Origin of the sequence: Intrasporangium sp., from assembly GCF_040414665.1 — a bacterium.
Classification (GTDB): domain Bacteria; phylum Actinomycetota; class Actinomycetes; order Actinomycetales; family Dermatophilaceae; genus Intrasporangium.
Genome location: NZ_JBEDUL010000134.1, coordinates 1 through 16923, shown reverse-complemented (window position 1 = coordinate 16923; position 16923 = coordinate 1). Strand labels below are relative to the sequence as shown.

Below are 16923 nucleotides of genomic sequence, written 5' to 3'. Positions count from 1 at the left end.
GCGCACGCTCCGCCCTCGGCCCGATGACCTAGGTTTGAGCTATGCGAGTGACTCACCTGGGACACGCCTGCCTGCTGGTCGAGATGGCAGACCGGCGCATCCTCGTCGACCCCGGCACCTTCTCCTCCGGCTTCGAGGACCTGACCGACCTCGACGCGATCCTCGTCACGCACAACCATCCCGACCACTTCGACCCCGAGCCCGCCGCACGCCTGATCCGTGCGAATCCCCGGGCGACCGTCCACACCGACCCGTTGACGGCGGAGAAGCTGGGGGCCGAAGGCCTTCAGGCCGCGCCGACGCGGCGGGACGAGCAGTTCTCGCTGGGCGACGTCACGGTCACCCCGGTGGGGGAGCTGCACGCCTTCAACAACGACCAGGTGCCGCAGATCCCCAACGTCGGCCTGGTCCTGCGCGCTGACGGTGAGCCGACCCTCTTCCACCCGGGCGATGCCTACGACGCCGAGCCGGGTGAGGTCGACGTCTTGGCCCACCCGCTGAATGCGCCGTGGTGCGCCAGCCGCGACTCGATCGGCTTCGTGGCGCGCATCGCGCCCAAGGCCTTCGTGCCGATCCACGACGCGCTCCTCTCCGAGAAGGGCAAGCAGATGTACTGCACCCACATCGAGTCGTTCTCGGGAGTCGATGGCCTGACCCTGCGCTACCTGGCCGACGGCGAGTCCGGCGAGTTCCGGTGACTCCAGCGCCGACCACGACGCACGTCGAACGACTCGGGGAGAGATGACAGAACACGTGGACCTGCCGGCGCCGCACGGCGCGCCGGTCACCGGACCGGCCATCGCCATCCGTGGCCTCGGCAAACGCTTCGGCGACGTCGTCGCCGTCAAGGGGATCGACCTCGACGTCCCGCGTGGGTCCTTCTTCGGCCTCGTCGGTCCGAACGGCGCGGGCAAGACGACCACCCTGTCCATGGCGACCGGGCTGCTTCGGCCCGACGCGGGGCAGGTCTTCGTCCTCGGGCACGACGTGTGGGCGGACCCGGTCGCTGCCAAGCAGCTGCTCGGCATCCTGCCCGACGGGCTGCGGGTGTTCGACCGGCTCACGGGCCTGCAGCTCATCGTCTACGCCGGCCTGCTCCACGGGCTGTCCCGCGACGTGGCGGCGGCCCGCGCCGACGAGCTGCTCCGGGCCCTCGGGCTGACCGAGGCCCAGGGCAAGCTCGTCGTCGACTACTCGGCCGGCATGACGAAGAAGATCACTCTCGCGACCGCCCTCGTCCACGCTCCGCGCGTCCTCGTCCTCGACGAGCCGTTCGAGGCGGTGGACCCGGTCTCCGCGGCGACGATCCGCGGCATCCTGGCCGACTTCGTCGGCGCGGGCGGCACCGTCATCCTCTCGAGCCATGTCATGGACCTCGTCGAGCGCATCTGCTCCCACGTCGCCGTCATCTCCGACGGCCTCGTCCTCGCGCAGGGCACCGTGGATGAGGTGCGGTCCGGCGGCAGCCTCGAGCAGCGCTTCGTCGACCTCGTCGGCGGGAACATCGAGGTGGAAGGACTGGCGTGGTTGCGCACCTCGTCCGACTGAAGCTCGACCTGCTGCGCAACACCCTGCGACGCAGCCGTGCCCAGGCCATCGGGATGATCCTCGGCGTCCTCTACGGCGCCTTCGTCGTCGTCGCGCTGGCCGTCGGCGTTGCCGTCCTCCGTGCTGAGCCCGACGTGGGCCGACTCGTCGTGACGATCGGCGGCGCGGCCGGGATCGTGCTGTGGATCCTCCTGCCGATCTTCGCCTTCGGCTCGGACCCGACCCTCGACCCGGGTCGGTTCGCGACCTTCTCGATCCCACCGCGACAGCTGGCGGTCGGCCTCCTCCTCAGCGCCTTCGTCGGCCTGCCCGCCATCGCGTCCATGGTGCTCGGCGTCGGGGTCATCATCGCGTCGTCGCAGACGGTGTTGTCGACGGTCACTGCCCTCGTGGCCGTGCCGATCGGTCTGCTCACCGCCGTCGCGGTCAGCCGTTGGGTCTCCTCGCTCGCGACCGGCGCCGTCTCCAGCCGGCGGGGCAGGGACGTCACCGCCATCCTCGCGGTGTTCCTGCTGGCCGTCGTCGTCCCCGCCGCATCACTCGCGGGCAGTGCGGCCGGTGACTGGGGCGGCTTCGCCGAGACCGCCGCGTCGGTGCTCGGGTGGACGCCACTGGGCTGGGCCTGGGCTGCCCCCGGAGACGTCGCCACGGGCAACCTTGCCATCGGTGTGCTGCGCCTCGCCTTGGCCGCGGGCGGCTTGGCCGTCGCGATCCGTTTGTGGGACAGGGCGGTCCGCCGACAGGTCGTGTCGCCGCGAGGCGTCGTCCGACCTCGCTCACAGGGGGCGGCGACCGGCGACCTCGGCGTCCTCGGCCGTGTCCCGGACGACGCGACGTGGGCGGTGGCCGCGCGCACCCTGACGTACTACGCCCGGGACCCGCGCTACCAGGTGTCGATGTTCCTCACGCCGTTCGCACCGCTCGCCCTGCTCATCCCCTTCTTCATGAGCGACGTCACGTGGGTGCCGCTGCTCATGGGTCCGCTCACCGCGTTCCTGCTCGGCTGGAGTGAGCACAACTCCGTTGCCTACGAGTCGACGGCCTTCTGGATGCATGTCGCCTCGGGAGTCCGCGGCCGGTCGGACCGGCTCGGCCGGCTGCTGCCCAACCTGCTCATTGCCGTCCCCCTCGTCAGCGCCTACTCCATCGTCGGCGCCTGGCTCGGCGGTCGGTGGGATCTTCTCCCCGCGATCGTCGGTCTCTCGGCCGCACTGCTCGGAGCGGGGTACGCCATCTCCTCGATCATGAGCATCGCCCTGCCCTATCCGGTTCCCAAGCCGGGCGAGAGCCCCTTCCAGAGCCCGCCCGGGGCGGCCGGGATGACGATGCTGTCGCAGTCCGTCGCCGGCGTGGGCACCTTGCTGCTCGGGGCGCCGGTGTTCGCCCTGAGCCTCCTCGCCTGGAGCGGCACGAGCTGGGCGCCGTGGCCGGCACTGCTCACCGGCCTCATTGTCGGGGTGGGCGCCTTCTGGCTGGGACTGCGCCTCGGCGCGGCGCTCTACGAGCGACGCGCCCCCGACCTGCTTCTCAGCCTCACGGTCGACTGAGCGCTCACGCGCGAGCGAGCCCAGCGGCATACGGAACATGCCGTATGCCGCTGAGCTGGGACCGCGCGTCAGCTCGCGAGGTCGACGGCTCGGTGAGCGGCCCCGATGATGCCGGCCTTGTTGCGCAGCTCAGCTGGCACGATGGGCGCGCGCAGCCGCAGCTTGGGCAGGAACTTGTCCGAGTCCCTCGAGACGCCACCCCCCACGACGATGAGGTCGGGCGAGAAGAGCGCCTCGATCGTCTCGTAGTAGCGCTGGAGCCGCTCGATCCACTCGTCCCAGGACAGGCCTTCGTTGTCCTTGACCGACGAGGCGGCCCGGTCCTCGGCGTCATAGCCGTCGATCTCGAGGTGGCCCAGCTCGGAGTTCGGGATGAGTCTGCCGTCGTGGATGAGGGCCGAGCCGATCCCCGTCCCCAGGGTCGTGAGGATGACCAGGCCGTGCTCGCCCTTGGCGGCGCCGTAGTGCAGCTCCGCGATCCCGGCGGCATCGGCGTCGTTGAGGACCGTCACCGAGCGGCCGGTGTGCTCCTTGATGAGGGCCTCGGCGTCGGTGTTGATCCAGGACGGGGCGATGTTGGCTGCGGACAGGACGGTGCCACGAATGACGACGGCGGGCACCGTCACCCCGATCGGAGAGCCCCCCGTCTCCTTCTCGAACTCGTCGACGATCTCGTCGACGACCTGGGCAACGGCCTCCGGCGTCGCCGGCTGCGGCGTGGCGATCTTGAGCCTGCTCTTCGTGAACTCGCCCTTCTTCAGGTCGACGGGAGCACCCTTGATGCCGCTGCCGCCGACGTCGATGCCGAGCGGGTAGCCCTTCTTCGCCATGCTGTCGCTTCCTCCGCAGAGTTGGTGGGTGGGGGCCGCCGCCCGGTGAGGCTCAGGGCAGCGTGAGGATCTCGTTGCCATCCTCGGTGATGACGATGGTGTGCTCGAACTGTGCCGAGCGCCGGCCGTCTCGGGTCACCACGGTCCACTTGTCGTCCCACATCTCCCACTCGTGGGTGCCGAGGTTGAGCATCGGCTCGATGGTGAACGTCATGCCGGGCTCCATGACGGTGTTGTACTGCGGCGCGGCGTCGTAGTGGGGGACGATGAGGCCCGAGTGGAACTCCAGGCCGATGCCGTGCCCGGTGAAGTCGCGCACGACGCCATAGCCGAAACGCCTGGCGTAGCTCTCGATGACGCGCCCGATGACGTTGAGCTCCCGGCCGGGCCGAGCGGCCTTGATGCCCCGCATCATGGCCTCGCGCGTCCGCTCGACGAGCAGGCGCGACTCCTCGTCGACGTCGCCGACGAGATAGGTCGCGTCCGTGTCGCCATGCACCCCGTGGATGTAGGCCGTCACGTCGATGTTGACGATGTCGCCGTCCTCGAGCGGCCGCGTGTCCGGGATGCCGTGGCAGATCACCTCGTTGACGCTCGTGCACACCGACTTGGGGAACGCCTTGTAACCCAGCGGGGACGGGTAGGCGCCGTGGTCGAGCAGGAACTCGTGCGCGACGGCGTCCAGCTCGTCCGTCGTGACGCCCGGGGCGATCCGCTCCGCGGCCGTCGCCATGGCCTGGGCTGCGATGCGCCCCGCGATCCGCATCCTCTCGATCGTCTCGGGATCCTTGATGCGGAGGTCACCGTCCTCGCGTGGATGAGGCACGTCGACATAGTGCGGACGGGCGATCGCGGCGGGTACGGGTCGTCGCGGGGTCAACTGGTGTGCGGCGACACGGGAGCGGGCCAACGGCATACGGTGGAGTCTAGGTCGTTCGCGCGGGTGGCCCGCGTCGGACGCCCGCCCACCGAACACGTCGAAGGGAGAGCGCGATGAGCTTCTGGTACAACGTCCGGACCGGTGAGGTCGAGACCGACGCGAACCGCAGCATCGGCGAGCGGATCATGGGCCCCTACGAGACCGAGGAAGAGGCTCGCCACGCGCTCGAGAGCGCCCGCGCCCGCAACGAGAAGTGGGACGAGGAGGACGAGGAGTGGGAGAACCGCAACGCCGCGCCCGGCTGGGACGACTGATTGGGGTCAGGCGTCGAAGGAGTGCTCCGCGGCGGGGAAGGCACCTGACTCGACGTCCGCGGCGTAGGCCCTGGCAGCATCGAGGAGCGTGCCGCGGAGGTCGGCGTACTTCTTGACGAACCGGGGCGCCTTCCCCGCCCGCAGGCCGGCGAAGTCGCTCCAGACGAGGACCTGTGCGTCGGTGTGCGGACCCGCGCCGATGCCGACGGTGGGGATGGCCAGGGCCTCGGTCACGCGGGCGGCCACCGGTGCGGGCACCATCTCGAGCACCACGGCAAACGCCCCGGCCGCCTCGAGGGCGCGCGCCTCGTCGACGAGTCGATCCGCTGACTCGCCCCGGCCCTGGACGCGGTAGCCGCCGAGCTGGTGCTCGCTCTGCGGGGTGAAGCCGACGTGCGCCATGACGGGGACGCCTGACGTCGTGAGCAGCTCGACGAGCGGGGCCATGGCGGTGCCACCCTCGAGCTTGACGGCGTGGGCCAGCCCCTCCTTCATGAAGCGGACGGCCGTGGCGAAGCCCTGCTCGAGCGACCCGCCGTAGGAACCGAACGGGAGGTCGGCGATGACGAGCGCCCGCCTGCTGTTGCGGCTCACCGCGCGCACGAGCGGGATCAGCTCGTCCACCGTGACGGGCACGGTTGTCTCGTAGCCGTAGACGTTGTTGCCGGCGGAGTCTCCGACGAGCAGCGCTGGTATTCCGGCCTCGTCGAAGATCTGGGCCGAGTACATGTCGTAGGCGGTGAGCATGGCCCACCGGCGGCCCTCGGACTTCATCGCCTGCAGGTGCGGGATCCGCACGCGCCGCGGCGCGTCGGCGGCAGGCGTCGCTCCGGAGCCGTACGGGTTCGGCTGCTCGACGGAGGAGGCCTCGGTCATGGCGCGAGCATACGGGGCGTCGCACCCGGGAGTTCCGTTACATCGGTGAAACAGGCATGCGGCAGGATCGACACATGAACCGCCAGGAAGAGTTCGTGCTGCGCACCATCGAGGAGCGCGACATCCGCTTCGTCAGGCTCTGGTTCACCGACGTGCTCGGCACCCTCAAGTCCGTGGCGGTCGCGCCGGCGGAGCTCGAGGGTGCGTTCGCTGAGGGGATCGGGTTCGACGGTTCCGCGATCGAGGGATTCGCCCGCGTCTACGAGGCGGACATGCTGGCCAAGCCAGACCCCTCGACCTTCCAGATCCTGCCATGGCGGGGAGACCCGCCCGGCACCGCCCGGATGTTCTGCGAGGTCCAGATGCCCGACGGGTCGCCGAGCTTCGCCGACCCGCGGCACGTTCTCCAGCGGGCCCTCGACAAAGCCGCGAACCTCGGGTTCACCTTCTACACCCACCCCGAGATCGAGTTCTTCCTGCTCAAGCCCGAGCCCGATGCCCACGGGCGGCCCGTCCCGGTCGACGACGCCGGCTACTTCGACCACGTGCCCCACGGCACCGGCCACGACTTCCGCCGCGCGGCGATCACGATGCTCGAGAACATGGGCATCTCGGTCGAGTTCAGCCACCATGAGGGCGCGCCCGGCCAGAACGAGATCGACCTGCGCTATGCGGACGCGCTCAGCACGGCGGACAACATCATGACCTTCCGGACCGTCGTCAAGGAGGTCGCGCTGTCCCAGGGCATCTACGCGACCTTCATGCCGAAGCCGTTCGCCGAGCATCCCGGGTCCGGCATGCACACCCACCTGTCGCTCTTCGAGGGCGACTCCAACGCGTTCTACGAGGCCGGCGCGCCCTACCAGCTGAGCAAGATCGCCAGACAGTTCATCGCGGGCCTCATCACCCACGGCGCCGAGATCACCGCGGTCACGAACCAGTGGGTCAACTCGTACAAGCGCCTGTGGGGCGGGGGAGAGGCTCCGGCACACCTCACCTGGGGCCACAACAACCGCTCGGCCCTCGTGCGGGTGCCGATGTACAAGCCGAGCAAGGGCCAGTCGACCCGCATCGAGGTGCGCTCGCTCGACTCGGCATGCAACCCGTACCTCGCCTACGCCGTCATCCTCGGGGCCGGGCTCAAGGGCATCGAGGAGGGCTACGACCTGCCTCCGGAGTCCGAGGACGACGTGTGGCAGCTCACCGACGCGGAGCGCCGGGCGATGGGCATCAAGCCGCTGCCGGAGTCGCTCGGCTCGGCCATCGAGGAGATGCAGCGGAGCGAGCTCGTCGCCGACGTCCTCGGCGAGCACGTCTACGACTTCTTCCTGCGCAACAAGCGGCAGGAGTGGCAGGACTACCGGCACGACGTGTCGCGCTTCGAGCTCGACCGCTACCTGCCGCGCCTCTGAGCCGACGGGCGGCTGGCACGGGATGTCACGCACCACCTCGACCACCGGCACCCTCGCCCGGCTCGGCTTTGCGCATCCCGACCGGGCCGTCGGCCACCTCGCCGATCCGGCCCTGGCCCCGCTGCGCGCCGGTGACGCCCACGAGGAGTTCCCGGACAGCCTGCTGCAGGCCATCGGAGACACCGCCGACCCCGATCAGGCGCTGCTCGGACTCGTCCGCGTCCTCGAGTCCCTGACGGGACAGGGCGAGGCGGCAGGCCTTGGCTCGTTCGTCGAGGAACTGCTGACCGAGGGGCCTCGGCGAGATCGGGTGCTCGGTGTGCTCGGGGCCTCGACAGCCCTCGTCGACGAACTCGTGCGGCACCCGGGCCACTGGGTGGACGCGGCCCAAGCCCAGCGGCATACGGCAGACGAACTGCGCGCCGAGCTGGTGGCGGCCGTGACGACGGACCGCGGGAGCAGCACGGCACTCGACGCGCTTCGCATCGCCTATCGGCGGGGCCTGCTCCGGATCGCGGCCCTCGACCTCACGTCGACGGATCCCGTCGCCGACATGCCAAGGGTGGGGGAGGCGCTCGCCGAGCTCGCCGAGGCGGCCCTGGAAGCGGCCCTGGCCATCGCTCGCGAGGAGTACGGCGACGGGCACGAGCAGTGCCGCCTGGCGATCATCGGGATGGGCAAGACCGGCGGTGGCGAGCTGAACTACGTCAGCGACGTCGACGTCATCTTCGTCGCCGAGCCCGCCGAGGGGGTCGACGAGGAGACGGCCCTCCGGGTGGGCACGGCGCTCGCTTCCGCGACGATGCGCGCGTGCTCGGCACACACCCAGGAGGGGACGCTGTGGCCGGTCGACGCCGCCCTGCGTCCGGAGGGCAGGCAGGGTCCGCTCGTGCGCACCATCCGCAGCCACCGGGCCTACTACGAGCGGTGGGCCAAGACGTGGGAGTTCCAGGCGCTGCTCAAGGCGTGGGTCTCGGCGGGGGACCGCGAGGTTGGCCTGCGCTACAAGGAGGCCGTCTCGCCGCTCGTCTGGGAGGCCGCGGGCCGGGAGAACTTCGTCGAGGACGTCCAGGCGATGCGACGGCGGGTCGAGGAGCACGTGCCCGCGAACGAGGCGGCGCGCCAGCTCAAGCTCGGGCCGGGCGGCCTGCGCGACGTGGAGTTCAGCGTGCAGCTGCTCCAGCTCGTGCACGGGCGGACCGATCCCTCGCTGCGCTCGGCCACGACGCTCGAGGCCCTGTCGGCGCTGGCGAAGGGTGGCTACGTCGCCCGCGACGACGCAGCCACCCTCGACCGCGCCTACCGGCACCTGCGCTGCCTCGAGCACCGGATCCAGCTCCACCGGCTGCGCCGGACCCACCTCATGCCCGACAACCCGGCCGAGCTCCGGCGGCTCGGACGGGCGATGGGGCACCGGACGCATCCGGAGGACGCGGTTGTCGCCGATCGCCAGGCCGTCGCCCGCGAGGTCCGTCGGATCCATGAGCGGCTCTTCTACCGGCCGCTGCTCGCCGCCGTCGCCCGCCTCAGCCCCGACGAGGTCGGCCTGTCGCCCGAGGCAGCGCGCGAGCGACTGCGCGCCCTCGGCTTCCGGGACCCGGCCGGGGCGCTGCGCCACATCGAGGCCCTGACTACCGGCGTGAGTCGCCGTGCGGCGATCCAGCGGCAGCTGCTGCCCGTCATGCTCGGCTGGTTCGCCGACGAGGCCGATCCCGATGCCGGCTTGCTCTCCTTCCGTCGCGTCTCCGACACGCTCGGGACGACGCACTGGTATCTCAAGATGCTCCGCGACGAGGGACGCGCGGCGGATCGCTTGGCCCACAGTCTCGCTCGCAGCCGCTATGCCGCCGACCTCCTCATCGGCTCGCCCGACAGCGTGTCGATGCTGGGGGAGGTTGGTGGCCTTGAACCGCGGTCCCGGGAGGCGCTGACCGCGACGATGCGCGCGGCCGCCAGCCGCCGTGAGAGCGGGGCCGACGCCGTCCTCGCCGTGCGCGCCATCCGGCGCACCGAGGTGCTGCGCATCGTCATGGCCGACCTCGCCGGAGAGCTCGACGTGCGGCAGGTCGGCGCCGCCCTGACCGACCTCAACGCGGCGACGATCGGCGTGTCCCTCGAGGCGGCGACGGCCGAGGTCGAGCGGCGAGAGGGCGTGCCGCTCGGTGCCGACCTGCTCGTCGTGGGGATGGGCAGCTTCGGCGGGGGCGAGCTCGGCTACGCCTCGGATGCCGACGTCATGTTCGTGCACCGCGCCCACGACGCCGCTGACGAGCCGGCCGACGAGCCCGGCGTGCAGGCCAGGGCGACCCTCGTCGTCCAGGAGCTGAAGCGGCTCCTCACGACCGGCGCCTCCGAGCCACCACTCCCGCTCGACGCGGACCTGCGCCCAGAGGGCAAGAACGGCCCGATCGTCCGCAGCCTCGAGGCCTACCGCACCTACTACGACCGGTGGGCGCTGACCTGGGAGTTCCAGGCGTTGCTGCGTGCGACGCCGGTGGCGGGGCCCGACGACCTGGCCCGCGACTTCCTCGAGCTGATCAACCAGTTCCGCTGGCCTGAGGGCGGACTGGAGGACAGCCAGGTGCGCGACATCCGCCTCCTCAAGGCGCGTATGGAGTCCGAGCGCCTGCCCCGCGGAGCCGACCCGGGCACCCACATCAAGCTCGGCCGTGGTGGTCTCACGGACGTCGAGTGGACGGTGCAGCTCAAGCAACTGATGCATGCCCATGTGGAACCGAGCCTCCAGGTCACCGCGACCCTGTCGGCCTTGGCCGCTCTCGAGACAGCAGGACTGATCCCGGCCGCCGACGCGGCGGCCCTGAGAGAGGCGTGGCTGCTCGCTGCCCGGCTGCGCAACGCAGGTGTCCTGTGGCGTGGGCGACCCGTCGACAGCGTTCCCGACGACCTCCGCAACGCCGATGGAATGGGCCGGATCATCGGTCGGCACGCCGGCGAGGCCAGCGGTCTGCTCGAGCACTGGCGACGCGTTGCACGTCGGTCGCGCACAGCCGCCAGTTTCAACTTTTACGACTCACCACCACGGGGTAGCGTCGTGCCGTGAGCCATAGCCGGGGAGCCCAGAGACGAGCACCCTCTTACGCAGAGATGCTCCGGGTCCCGGGCTACCTACCGATCTTCCTGGCCAACGCCTTCTCGATGTGGGGCGACTATGTGGCGCGGGTGACGATCGCCGCGGTGGTGTTCGACCGGACCAGATCACCCTTGGCGACCGCCACGACGCTCGCGATCAGCTTCGTGCCGACCTTCCTCGGCCGCAGCCTGCTCGGGCCGGTCGTGGACCGCTTCCCCTACAAGTCCGTCCTCGTCATCAGCCACATCTCGCGGGCGCTGTGCGTGCTCGCCCTCGTCTGGCTCGTCATGACGTCGGGATCGCTGCTGTGGGTCTTCGTCGTCCTCTTCCTGCTCGAGCTGATCGGCGGGGCAGCCAGCGCCTCGAATCTCGTCCTCGTCACCGACCTCTTCGAGCACGATCGACCCCTCTATGCCCGGGCGGTCGGCCTGAGCGCCATGGCGGAGCAGGTCAACCAGGCGCTCGGCCTCGCGCTCGGTGGTGGGCTGGTCGCCCTCGTTGGCCCTCGTGTCGGCCTGCTCATCGACTTCGGCACGTTCGTCGTCGCGGCCATCGTGATCCTGGTCGTCGTCCAGAGCCGACCCGTGGACGGCAGCCGCGGCAAGGGGGTGAGAGGCTTCGTCCACGACCTGGGGAGTGCCATCGGCGACCTCGCTGGACACACCGTGCTCGCCCGGCTCATGGCCCTGAGCGCCGTGGCGAGCCTCGGCATCGCGGCGCCGGAGGCACTCGCCATCCCGATCGCCGGGCAGAACGGGTGGGGAGGCGTCCTCATGGCGACGCCCATCGTCGGCGCGGTGGTGGGCATCCTCGTCATCGGCCGCTTCGACGTGCACCGGCAGAACGCGTCCATCGTGCCGCTCGCCCTCGCCATGCCGGTGCCGCTCCTGGCCACCGCGCTCCATCCCCCGTTCGTCGTGCTCGTCGCGCTGTTCTTCGTCAGCGGACTCCTCCAGGCGTTCATGGTGCCTCTCCAGGCGACGTTCGCCCTGGCGACCGCTCCCGCGATGCGTGGGCGGATCTTCAGTCTCGCCGGCTCGGTCGCCGTCGCGGCTGCGGGTGCCAGCTATCTGGGGGCCGGGTGGGTCGGCCAGCACACCAACCCGTACGTCGGTGTCGCCATCTGCTCCGCGATCTGCCTCGGCCTGATCGTCCTGCTCGGCCTCAGGTGGCCGCACCAGCACGTCACCGCGACCGTCGAGCACGCCTACGCGACGTCCCGCTCGTCGCAGGCCGCCTGAGCGCGACTCATGCCGTATGCCGCTGGGCTCGCTGGCGTTCCCCTGCGTCCTTCCCGACTCGGCTGAGTTGTTCGCGGACGGGGCACCGACCGGTACAGTCGCGGGCCCCGGCTCACTCACCGATCAGGTCAAGCGCGTCTGGGGGATCGCTCCAGATCTGGCGTGACAGGTGCTCTGGATAGGCCGTGACCCTCGGTTCGATGTCAAACAGTCGGGTCAAGCCGTTGTCATGGGCCGGCCAACCCGGGTCGCCGTTCGTGGCGAACGCCCTCCAGGCGTGCTGCATCTGCTCGGACACCTCCACTGCTGCAGGCGTGGGGTCACCGATCAGCACTGCGGGCTGGCCTACCGCGAGGTTCCCGAACACGAGCGGCACGTCCAGGCCATGGCAGGCGCCGAGTGCTCCTTCCAGGCCCGGCGCGGGCCACGTCAGTTCGTAGAGGTGTGCCCGGCCGCCTGCGGTGCGTTGAGCCTCTGCAAGGTGCACGGACGGCATCCGGAAGAGCCAGTCCGAACGCACGGCTTCGTACCGGTCCTCGGGGTCCGGGAAGATCTCGCGATACCGCTCGGGATCCGGTGCGAACAGCGTCGCAGCCTCCGTGGCGTCGACCTCGGTGACCTTGCCGAGCAATCCGCTCACCAGACTGAGCAGGCGCTGCTCGTGGCGGGTGTGTCCGACCATCAGGTCGACCTGGCCCGCCAGACCCCTCCATGGCGTACACGGGAGAACGTCACCGTCCACGACCGGCGAGAACAAGACCTTCGCGTGCGCAGCCAGTCCCCAGCGGGCGGCGAACCGGTCCATCGTCGCCAGGACGGCATCCCCCGCGGCAGGCAGCCGCCAGGGATCCGTCGCCGGAAGCTCAGTGGGCTCGATGCCGAGCTGCTCTGCACACGCCCGGGTGATGTCAGCAGCCAGCGCCGGAGTGAAGTAGGTGCCGGGCATGCTCTGCGCGATGGCACGGCGGAACAACCCGGCGGCTCGCGGCATCACCATGAGCGCCGCCACTGATCCCGCGCCCGCGGACTGGCCGAACACGGTGACCCGGTCGCGATCTCCGCCGAACGCTCCGATGTTCTCTCGCACCCACTCAAGCGCGGCCACCTGGTCCAGCAGGCCGCGGTTGGCGAGAGTCCCCGCCACGTATCCGAATCCTTCGAGTCCCACTCGGTAGTTGAAGGTCACAACCACGACCCCGCCTCGTGCGAGGTTGCTGCCGTCGTACTCAGGCAGGCTCGACCTGCCGAACGCGTAGGCGCCGCCCTGGATCCAGACCATCACCGGGAGACCGCCCGCGAGATCTGGCGACCAGACGTTGACCGTCAACCAGTCATCGCCCTGCCGACGGAGCGAGTCCATCCCGAAACTTCCGGACTGCGGGGGTGATGGTCCGAACGTCACGGCCTCCCGCACGCCGTCCCAGGAATGAACCGGGCTCGGCGCACCGAACCGCTCATCCAGGTTGGCGTACGGGATGCCACGAAACACGGTGACGTCGCCGTCCACGTGACCGCGGACGACGCCACTCGCCACGTGGACGTCGATCGTCAATCCAGAGCTACCTCGTCACAGGTCGTAGTACATCTCGAACTCGTGCGGGTGCGGGCGGAAGCGGATCGGGTCGACCTCGTTCTTGCGCTTGTACTCGATCCACGCCTCGACCAGGTCCTTGGTGAACACGTCACCCTCGAGGAGGTAGTCGTAGTCGGCCTCGAGCGCGTTGAGCACCTCGGGGAGCGAGCCGGGCACCTGCTCGATCGCCGCGTGCTCCTCCGGCGGCAGCTCGTAGAGGTCCTTGTCGATCGGCTCCGGCGGCTCGATGCGGTTCTTGATCCCGTCGAGCCCCGCCATGAGCTGGGCGGCGAAGGACAGGTACGGGTTGGCCGACGGGTCCGGCACCCGGAACTCGATGCGCTTGGCCTTGGGTGACGTCCCCGTGATCGGGATGCGGACGCACGCCGAGCGGTTGCGGGCCGAGTAGACGAGGTTGACCGGAGCTTCGTAGCCGGGAACCAGGCGGTGGTAGGAGTTGATCGTCGGGTTGGTGAAGGCGAGCAGCGACGCCGCGTGCTTGAGCAGGCCGCCGATGTACCACCGGGCCAGGTCCGACAGGCCGCCGTAGCCGCGCTCGTCGTAGAAGAGCGGCTCGCCGTCCTTCCAGAGCGACTGGTGGGTGTGCATGCCGGAGCCGTTGTCGCCGAAGAGCGGCTTCGGCATGAAGGTGGCGGACTTGCCCGCCGCCCACGCCTCGTTCTTGACGACGTACTTGAACTTCATCATGTCGTCGCCGGAGTGGAGCAGCGTGTTGAAGCGGTAGTTGATCTCCATCTGGCCGGCTGTGCCCACCTCATGGTGGCTTCGCTCGACGTTGAGGCCCACGTCCTTGAGCCGGATGCAGACCTGGTCGCGGAAGTCGGCGAAGTGGTCGACGGGGGAGACGGGGAAATAGCCACCCTTGTAGCGGGTCTTGTAGCCGCGGTTGCCGCCCTCCTCCACGCGGCCGGTGTTCCACGCGGCCTCGACGGAGTCGATGAAGTAGTAGCCGGCGTTCTGCTTCGTCTCGAAGCGGACGTCGTCGAAGACGTAGAACTCCGCCTCGGCGCCGAAGTAGGCGGTGTCCGCGATCCCCGTCGACTTCAGGTACTCCTCCGCCTTCAAGGCGATGTTGCGCGGGTCGCGGCTGTAGCGCTCGTCGGTGAACGGGTCGACGATCGAGAAGTTCATGACAAGCGTCTTCTCGGCGCGGAAGGGGTCGACGTACCCAGTGGCAGGGTCCGGCACGAGCTTCATGTCCGACTCGTGGATCGCCTGGAACCCGCGGATCGACGAACCGTCGAACATCTGTCCGACGGTGAAGAACTCCTTGTCGACCGACTCAGCCGGCACGTTGAAGTGCTGCATGACACCGGGCAGATCGCAGAACCGAATGTCGACGAACTTGACGTCCTCGTCCTTGATGAACGCGAGGACCTCCTCAGCTGAGCTGAACATCCAACCTCCTGAAGTGGTGCTGTCGTCGAGGACGGTAACGGGGCCCGATTTCCCGTCCATGACCCGGATGTTTCCCGCGTGTTACGAGACCATGCCGTATGCCGCTGGGCTCGGTTTTGAGCGGATCGTTAGGCTGGGCACGTGGTTGACCGCGAGGATGTTGGCTCCTGGCTCGAGGGCCCCCGATCGAGAACCGCCGGTGCGCACGAATGGCCGGGCCAGCGGCTCGGCCTGCCGGAGCACGGTCCGGGATCGATCGCCCGGTTCGGGAGACGCCTGTGCGGCATCGTCATCGACTGGGTCATCGCGCTCGTCATCGCCCGGGGCCTGTTCCAGGTGCCGCTGCCGTTCTCCGAGCGCACGGCCACGGGCGGCCAGAACTTCATCGTGCTGGCGATCTTCGCCCTGATGAACCTTCTGCTCGTGGGAACGCTCGGGACCACGATGGGGCACCGTTTCATGGGCCTGCAGGTCCGGAACGTCACCGGAGGACGGGCCACGTTCGTGCAGGCCCTCGTCCGAACCATCCTGCTCTGTCTCGCGATTCCGGCGGTCATCTGGGACCGGGACAGCCGCGGCCTGCACGACAAGGTTCCCAACACGGTCATCGTCCGCACCCGCTGACAATCCCGTCTTGGGCGGGGCGGGCTACTTGCCGCGCAGCGCCTTGCGGTCCATGCGGGCGCGCGTCGGGTCGATGCCCTTGGGGAGCGGGGCCTTCATCCCGCCGAGCGCCTTGAGGCGCTTGTTCACCACGGACATCTCGTCCTTGGTGATCTGGGGGCGGAGCCGCTGCACCTTGCTGGCGAGCTTGTTGATCGGCACCTCGTCCTCGCCGTTGCCGACGCGCATCAGCGTGACCGGGACGCCCGGTGCGACGCGCTCGACCCGCTTCTTCTCGGCGCCGAGGAGCTTCTGCACCCGGCCCGTGGGTCCCTCGCCGACGAGCACGACCCCGGCTCTGCCGAGGGCGCGGTAGACGACGGCGGCGGACGTGACGTCACCGGGACGGTTGACGTCCGCGGCCACCGGCTCGCGGTCGGTGTACCAACCGCGGCGGATCGACGTGAGGGCCGCGCCCGCAGCGCCGGTCTGGCCCTCGATCTGGCGATAGGCAGCCCGCTCGGCTCGTCGGCTCATGACGATCGTCGCGACGAGGATGCCGCTCATCACGCCGAAGATGGCGAAGATCCAGCCCATGTCGAGCAACAGGCCGGCGATGAGCAGGACGCCGAACGTGAGCAGGAAGGCGAGCAGCATGTACCACCCGACGAGCGGGTCCGCCCGCTTCGTCATCCGGTAGACGTCCCGGATCTGGGCGATTCGCCCCTGCTTCTTCTCCTTGGGCGCCTTGGTGTCGCCGTCCTTGTTGCGTGCCATGCGGATCAGGATACGGCGCCCGCAGCGCGGGCCACCAATGACGCCGCCTCCTGCCGGGCGGGCGACTCCGCCGCCTCGGCGAGGTGCGCCAGGTGCTCGGGGATCGGCCGACCCCACTTGCGCATCGCGGTGGCCCAGAGCCGCCCGGCACGGTAGGACGACCGGACGAGCGGGCCGGCCATGACGCCCTTGAAACCCAGGTCCTCGGCCACGTCGGACCAGTGGACGAACTCCTCTGGCTTGACCCAGCGGTCGATCGGGTGGTGCAGCTTCGAGGGCCGGAGGTACTGGGTGATGGTGAGGATGTCGCAGCCGGCGTCGTGCAGGTCCCCGATGGCCGACTCGATCTCGGCGTCCGTCTCGCCCATCCCGAGGATGAGGTTCGACTTGGTGACGAGCCCCGCCTCCCGGGCCATGGTGAGCACCCGCAGCGACTTCTCGTAGGTGAACGCGGGACGGATGCGCCTGAAGATCCGGGGCACCGTCTCGAGGTTGTGCGCGAAGACCTCGGGTCGTGCGTCGAAGACCTGGCCGACGAGCTCGGGCTTCGCACCGAAGTCCGGTGGGAGGATCTCGACCCCGGTGTTGGGGTTGAGCCGGTGGATCTGTCGGATCGTCTCCGCATACAGCCCAGCTGCGCCGTCCGGCTGGTCGTCGCGCGCCACGCCCGTCACCGTCGAGTAGCGCAGGCCCATCCGCTGCACGGACTCCGCGACGCGACGCGGCTCGTCGAGGTCGAGGGCCTGCGGCCGACCGGTCGCGATGTCACAGAAGTCGCAGCGCCGCGTGCACGTGTCGCCGCCGATGAGGAA

Annotated in this window: 15 protein-coding genes; 8 read left to right on the top strand and 7 right to left on the bottom strand. The window is 69.7% G+C overall.

Translation table 11 applies throughout. The features are described 5' to 3' along the window. Window positions 1-41: 41 nt before the first annotated feature. Genes ABF401_RS13825 through ABF401_RS13815 form a run of 3 tightly spaced genes read left to right on the top strand, consistent with a single transcriptional unit; the run spans window position 42 to window position 3095 of the window. On the top strand, window positions 42-698 hold the full coding sequence (locus ABF401_RS13825; RefSeq protein WP_353510147.1) for an MBL fold metallo-hydrolase: 657 nt from the start codon (window positions 42-44) through the stop codon (window positions 696-698). A gap of 43 nt (window positions 699-741) precedes the next feature. Next, window positions 742-1548: an ABC transporter ATP-binding protein gene (locus tag ABF401_RS13820; protein ID WP_353510146.1), complete on the top strand. Its 807-nt coding sequence runs from the start codon at window positions 742-744 to the stop codon at window positions 1546-1548. Next, window positions 1524-3095 (top strand): hypothetical protein, encoded by a 1572-nt coding sequence (locus ABF401_RS13815; protein ID WP_353510145.1) that lies wholly within the window; start codon window positions 1524-1526, stop codon window positions 3093-3095. Before ABF401_RS13820 ends, ABF401_RS13815 begins: the two co-directional genes overlap by 25 nt. A gap of 68 nt (window positions 3096-3163) precedes the next feature. Here the strand turns inward: ABF401_RS13815 and ppgK are convergent, their stop codons facing one another. After that, window positions 3164-3925 (bottom strand): polyphosphate--glucose phosphotransferase, encoded by a 762-nt coding sequence (ppgK, locus tag ABF401_RS13810; protein WP_353510144.1) that lies wholly within the window; start codon window positions 3923-3925, stop codon window positions 3164-3166. A 52-nt stretch (window positions 3926-3977) separates the two neighbouring features. Further along, entirely contained in the window at window positions 3978-4841 is an 864-nt protein-coding gene (map, locus tag ABF401_RS13805) for a type I methionyl aminopeptidase (RefSeq protein WP_353510143.1), read from the bottom strand. A gap of 77 nt (window positions 4842-4918) precedes the next feature. Between map and ABF401_RS13800 the strand changes: the two genes are divergently transcribed. Next, complete coding sequence (locus ABF401_RS13800) at window positions 4919-5119, top strand: methionine aminopeptidase (protein WP_353510142.1); 201 nt, start codon at window positions 4919-4921, stop codon at window positions 5117-5119. Window positions 5120-5125: 6 nt separating this feature from the next. Here the strand turns inward: ABF401_RS13800 and panB are convergent, their stop codons facing one another. Then, on the bottom strand, window positions 5126-5995 hold the full coding sequence (gene panB / locus ABF401_RS13795) for a 3-methyl-2-oxobutanoate hydroxymethyltransferase (RefSeq protein ID WP_353510141.1): 870 nt from the start codon (window positions 5993-5995) through the stop codon (window positions 5126-5128). 74 nt (window positions 5996-6069) lie between these two features. On the opposite strand from panB, the gene ABF401_RS13790 reads away from it, so the two are divergent. Genes ABF401_RS13790 through ABF401_RS13780 form a run of 3 tightly spaced genes read left to right on the top strand, consistent with a single transcriptional unit; the run spans window position 6070 to window position 11739 of the window. After that, window positions 6070-7407, top strand: coding sequence for a glutamine synthetase family protein (locus tag ABF401_RS13790; protein WP_353510140.1), 1338 nt, complete (start codon window positions 6070-6072; stop codon window positions 7405-7407). 22 nt (window positions 7408-7429) lie between these two features. Beyond that, window positions 7430-10468: a bifunctional [glutamine synthetase] adenylyltransferase/[glutamine synthetase]-adenylyl-L-tyrosine phosphorylase gene (locus ABF401_RS13785; RefSeq protein ID WP_353510139.1), complete on the top strand. Its 3039-nt coding sequence runs from the start codon at window positions 7430-7432 to the stop codon at window positions 10466-10468. After that, entirely contained in the window at window positions 10465-11739 is a 1275-nt protein-coding gene (locus ABF401_RS13780; protein WP_353510138.1) for an MFS transporter, read from the top strand. Before ABF401_RS13785 ends, ABF401_RS13780 begins: the two co-directional genes overlap by 4 nt. Window positions 11740-11851: 112 nt before the next feature. Here ABF401_RS13780 and ABF401_RS13775 read toward each other — a convergent pair whose 3' ends face one another. Beyond that, on the bottom strand, window positions 11852-13291 hold the full coding sequence (locus ABF401_RS13775) for a carboxylesterase/lipase family protein (RefSeq protein WP_353510137.1): 1440 nt from the start codon (window positions 13289-13291) through the stop codon (window positions 11852-11854). 15 nt (window positions 13292-13306) lie between these two features. Further along, entirely contained in the window at window positions 13307-14731 is a 1425-nt protein-coding gene (glnA, locus tag ABF401_RS13770) for a type I glutamate--ammonia ligase (protein ID WP_353510136.1), read from the bottom strand. Between the two features lie 141 nt (window positions 14732-14872). Here glnA and ABF401_RS13765 point away from each other — a divergent pair, with 141 nt between their 5' ends. Further along, window positions 14873-15355 carry an RDD family protein gene (locus ABF401_RS13765; protein ID WP_353510135.1) on the top strand — a complete coding sequence of 161 codons (483 nt, stop codon included), beginning with the start codon at window positions 14873-14875 and terminating at the stop codon, window positions 15353-15355. Window positions 15356-15379: 24 nt separating this feature from the next. On the opposite strand, the gene ABF401_RS13760 is transcribed toward ABF401_RS13765, so the two are convergent. After that, entirely contained in the window at window positions 15380-16111 is a 732-nt protein-coding gene (locus ABF401_RS13760; protein ID WP_353510134.1) for a DUF4191 domain-containing protein, read from the bottom strand. 5 nt (window positions 16112-16116) lie between these two features. Further along, on the bottom strand, window positions 16117-16923 hold an 807-nt coding region (locus tag ABF401_RS13755; RefSeq protein WP_353510133.1), incomplete at its 5' end, for a lipoyl synthase.

Bases quoted from the DNA above. Each gene is read 5' to 3' on its own strand.
- ABF401_RS13825 (WP_353510147.1), top strand. From the start codon at position 42: ATGCGAGTGACTCACCTGGGACACGCCTGCCTGCTGGTCGAGATGGCA.
- ABF401_RS13820 (WP_353510146.1), top strand. From the start codon at position 742: ATGACAGAACACGTGGACCTGCCGGCGCCGCACGGCGCGCCGGTCACC.
- ppgK (WP_353510144.1), bottom strand. From the start codon at position 3,925: ATGGCGAAGAAGGGCTACCCGCTCGGCATCGACGTCGGCGGCAGCGGC.
- map (WP_353510143.1), bottom strand. From the start codon at position 4,841: ATGCCGTTGGCCCGCTCCCGTGTCGCCGCACACCAGTTGACCCCGCGA.
- ABF401_RS13800 (WP_353510142.1), top strand. From the start codon at position 4,919: ATGAGCTTCTGGTACAACGTCCGGACCGGTGAGGTCGAGACCGACGCG.
- panB (WP_353510141.1), bottom strand. From the start codon at position 5,995: ATGACCGAGGCCTCCTCCGTCGAGCAGCCGAACCCGTACGGCTCCGGA.
- ABF401_RS13790 (WP_353510140.1), top strand. From the start codon at position 6,070: ATGAACCGCCAGGAAGAGTTCGTGCTGCGCACCATCGAGGAGCGCGAC.
- ABF401_RS13785 (WP_353510139.1), top strand. From the start codon at position 7,430: ATGTCACGCACCACCTCGACCACCGGCACCCTCGCCCGGCTCGGCTTT.
- glnA (WP_353510136.1), bottom strand. From the start codon at position 14,731: ATGTTCAGCTCAGCTGAGGAGGTCCTCGCGTTCATCAAGGACGAGGAC.
- ABF401_RS13760 (WP_353510134.1), bottom strand. From the start codon at position 16,111: ATGGCACGCAACAAGGACGGCGACACCAAGGCGCCCAAGGAGAAGAAG.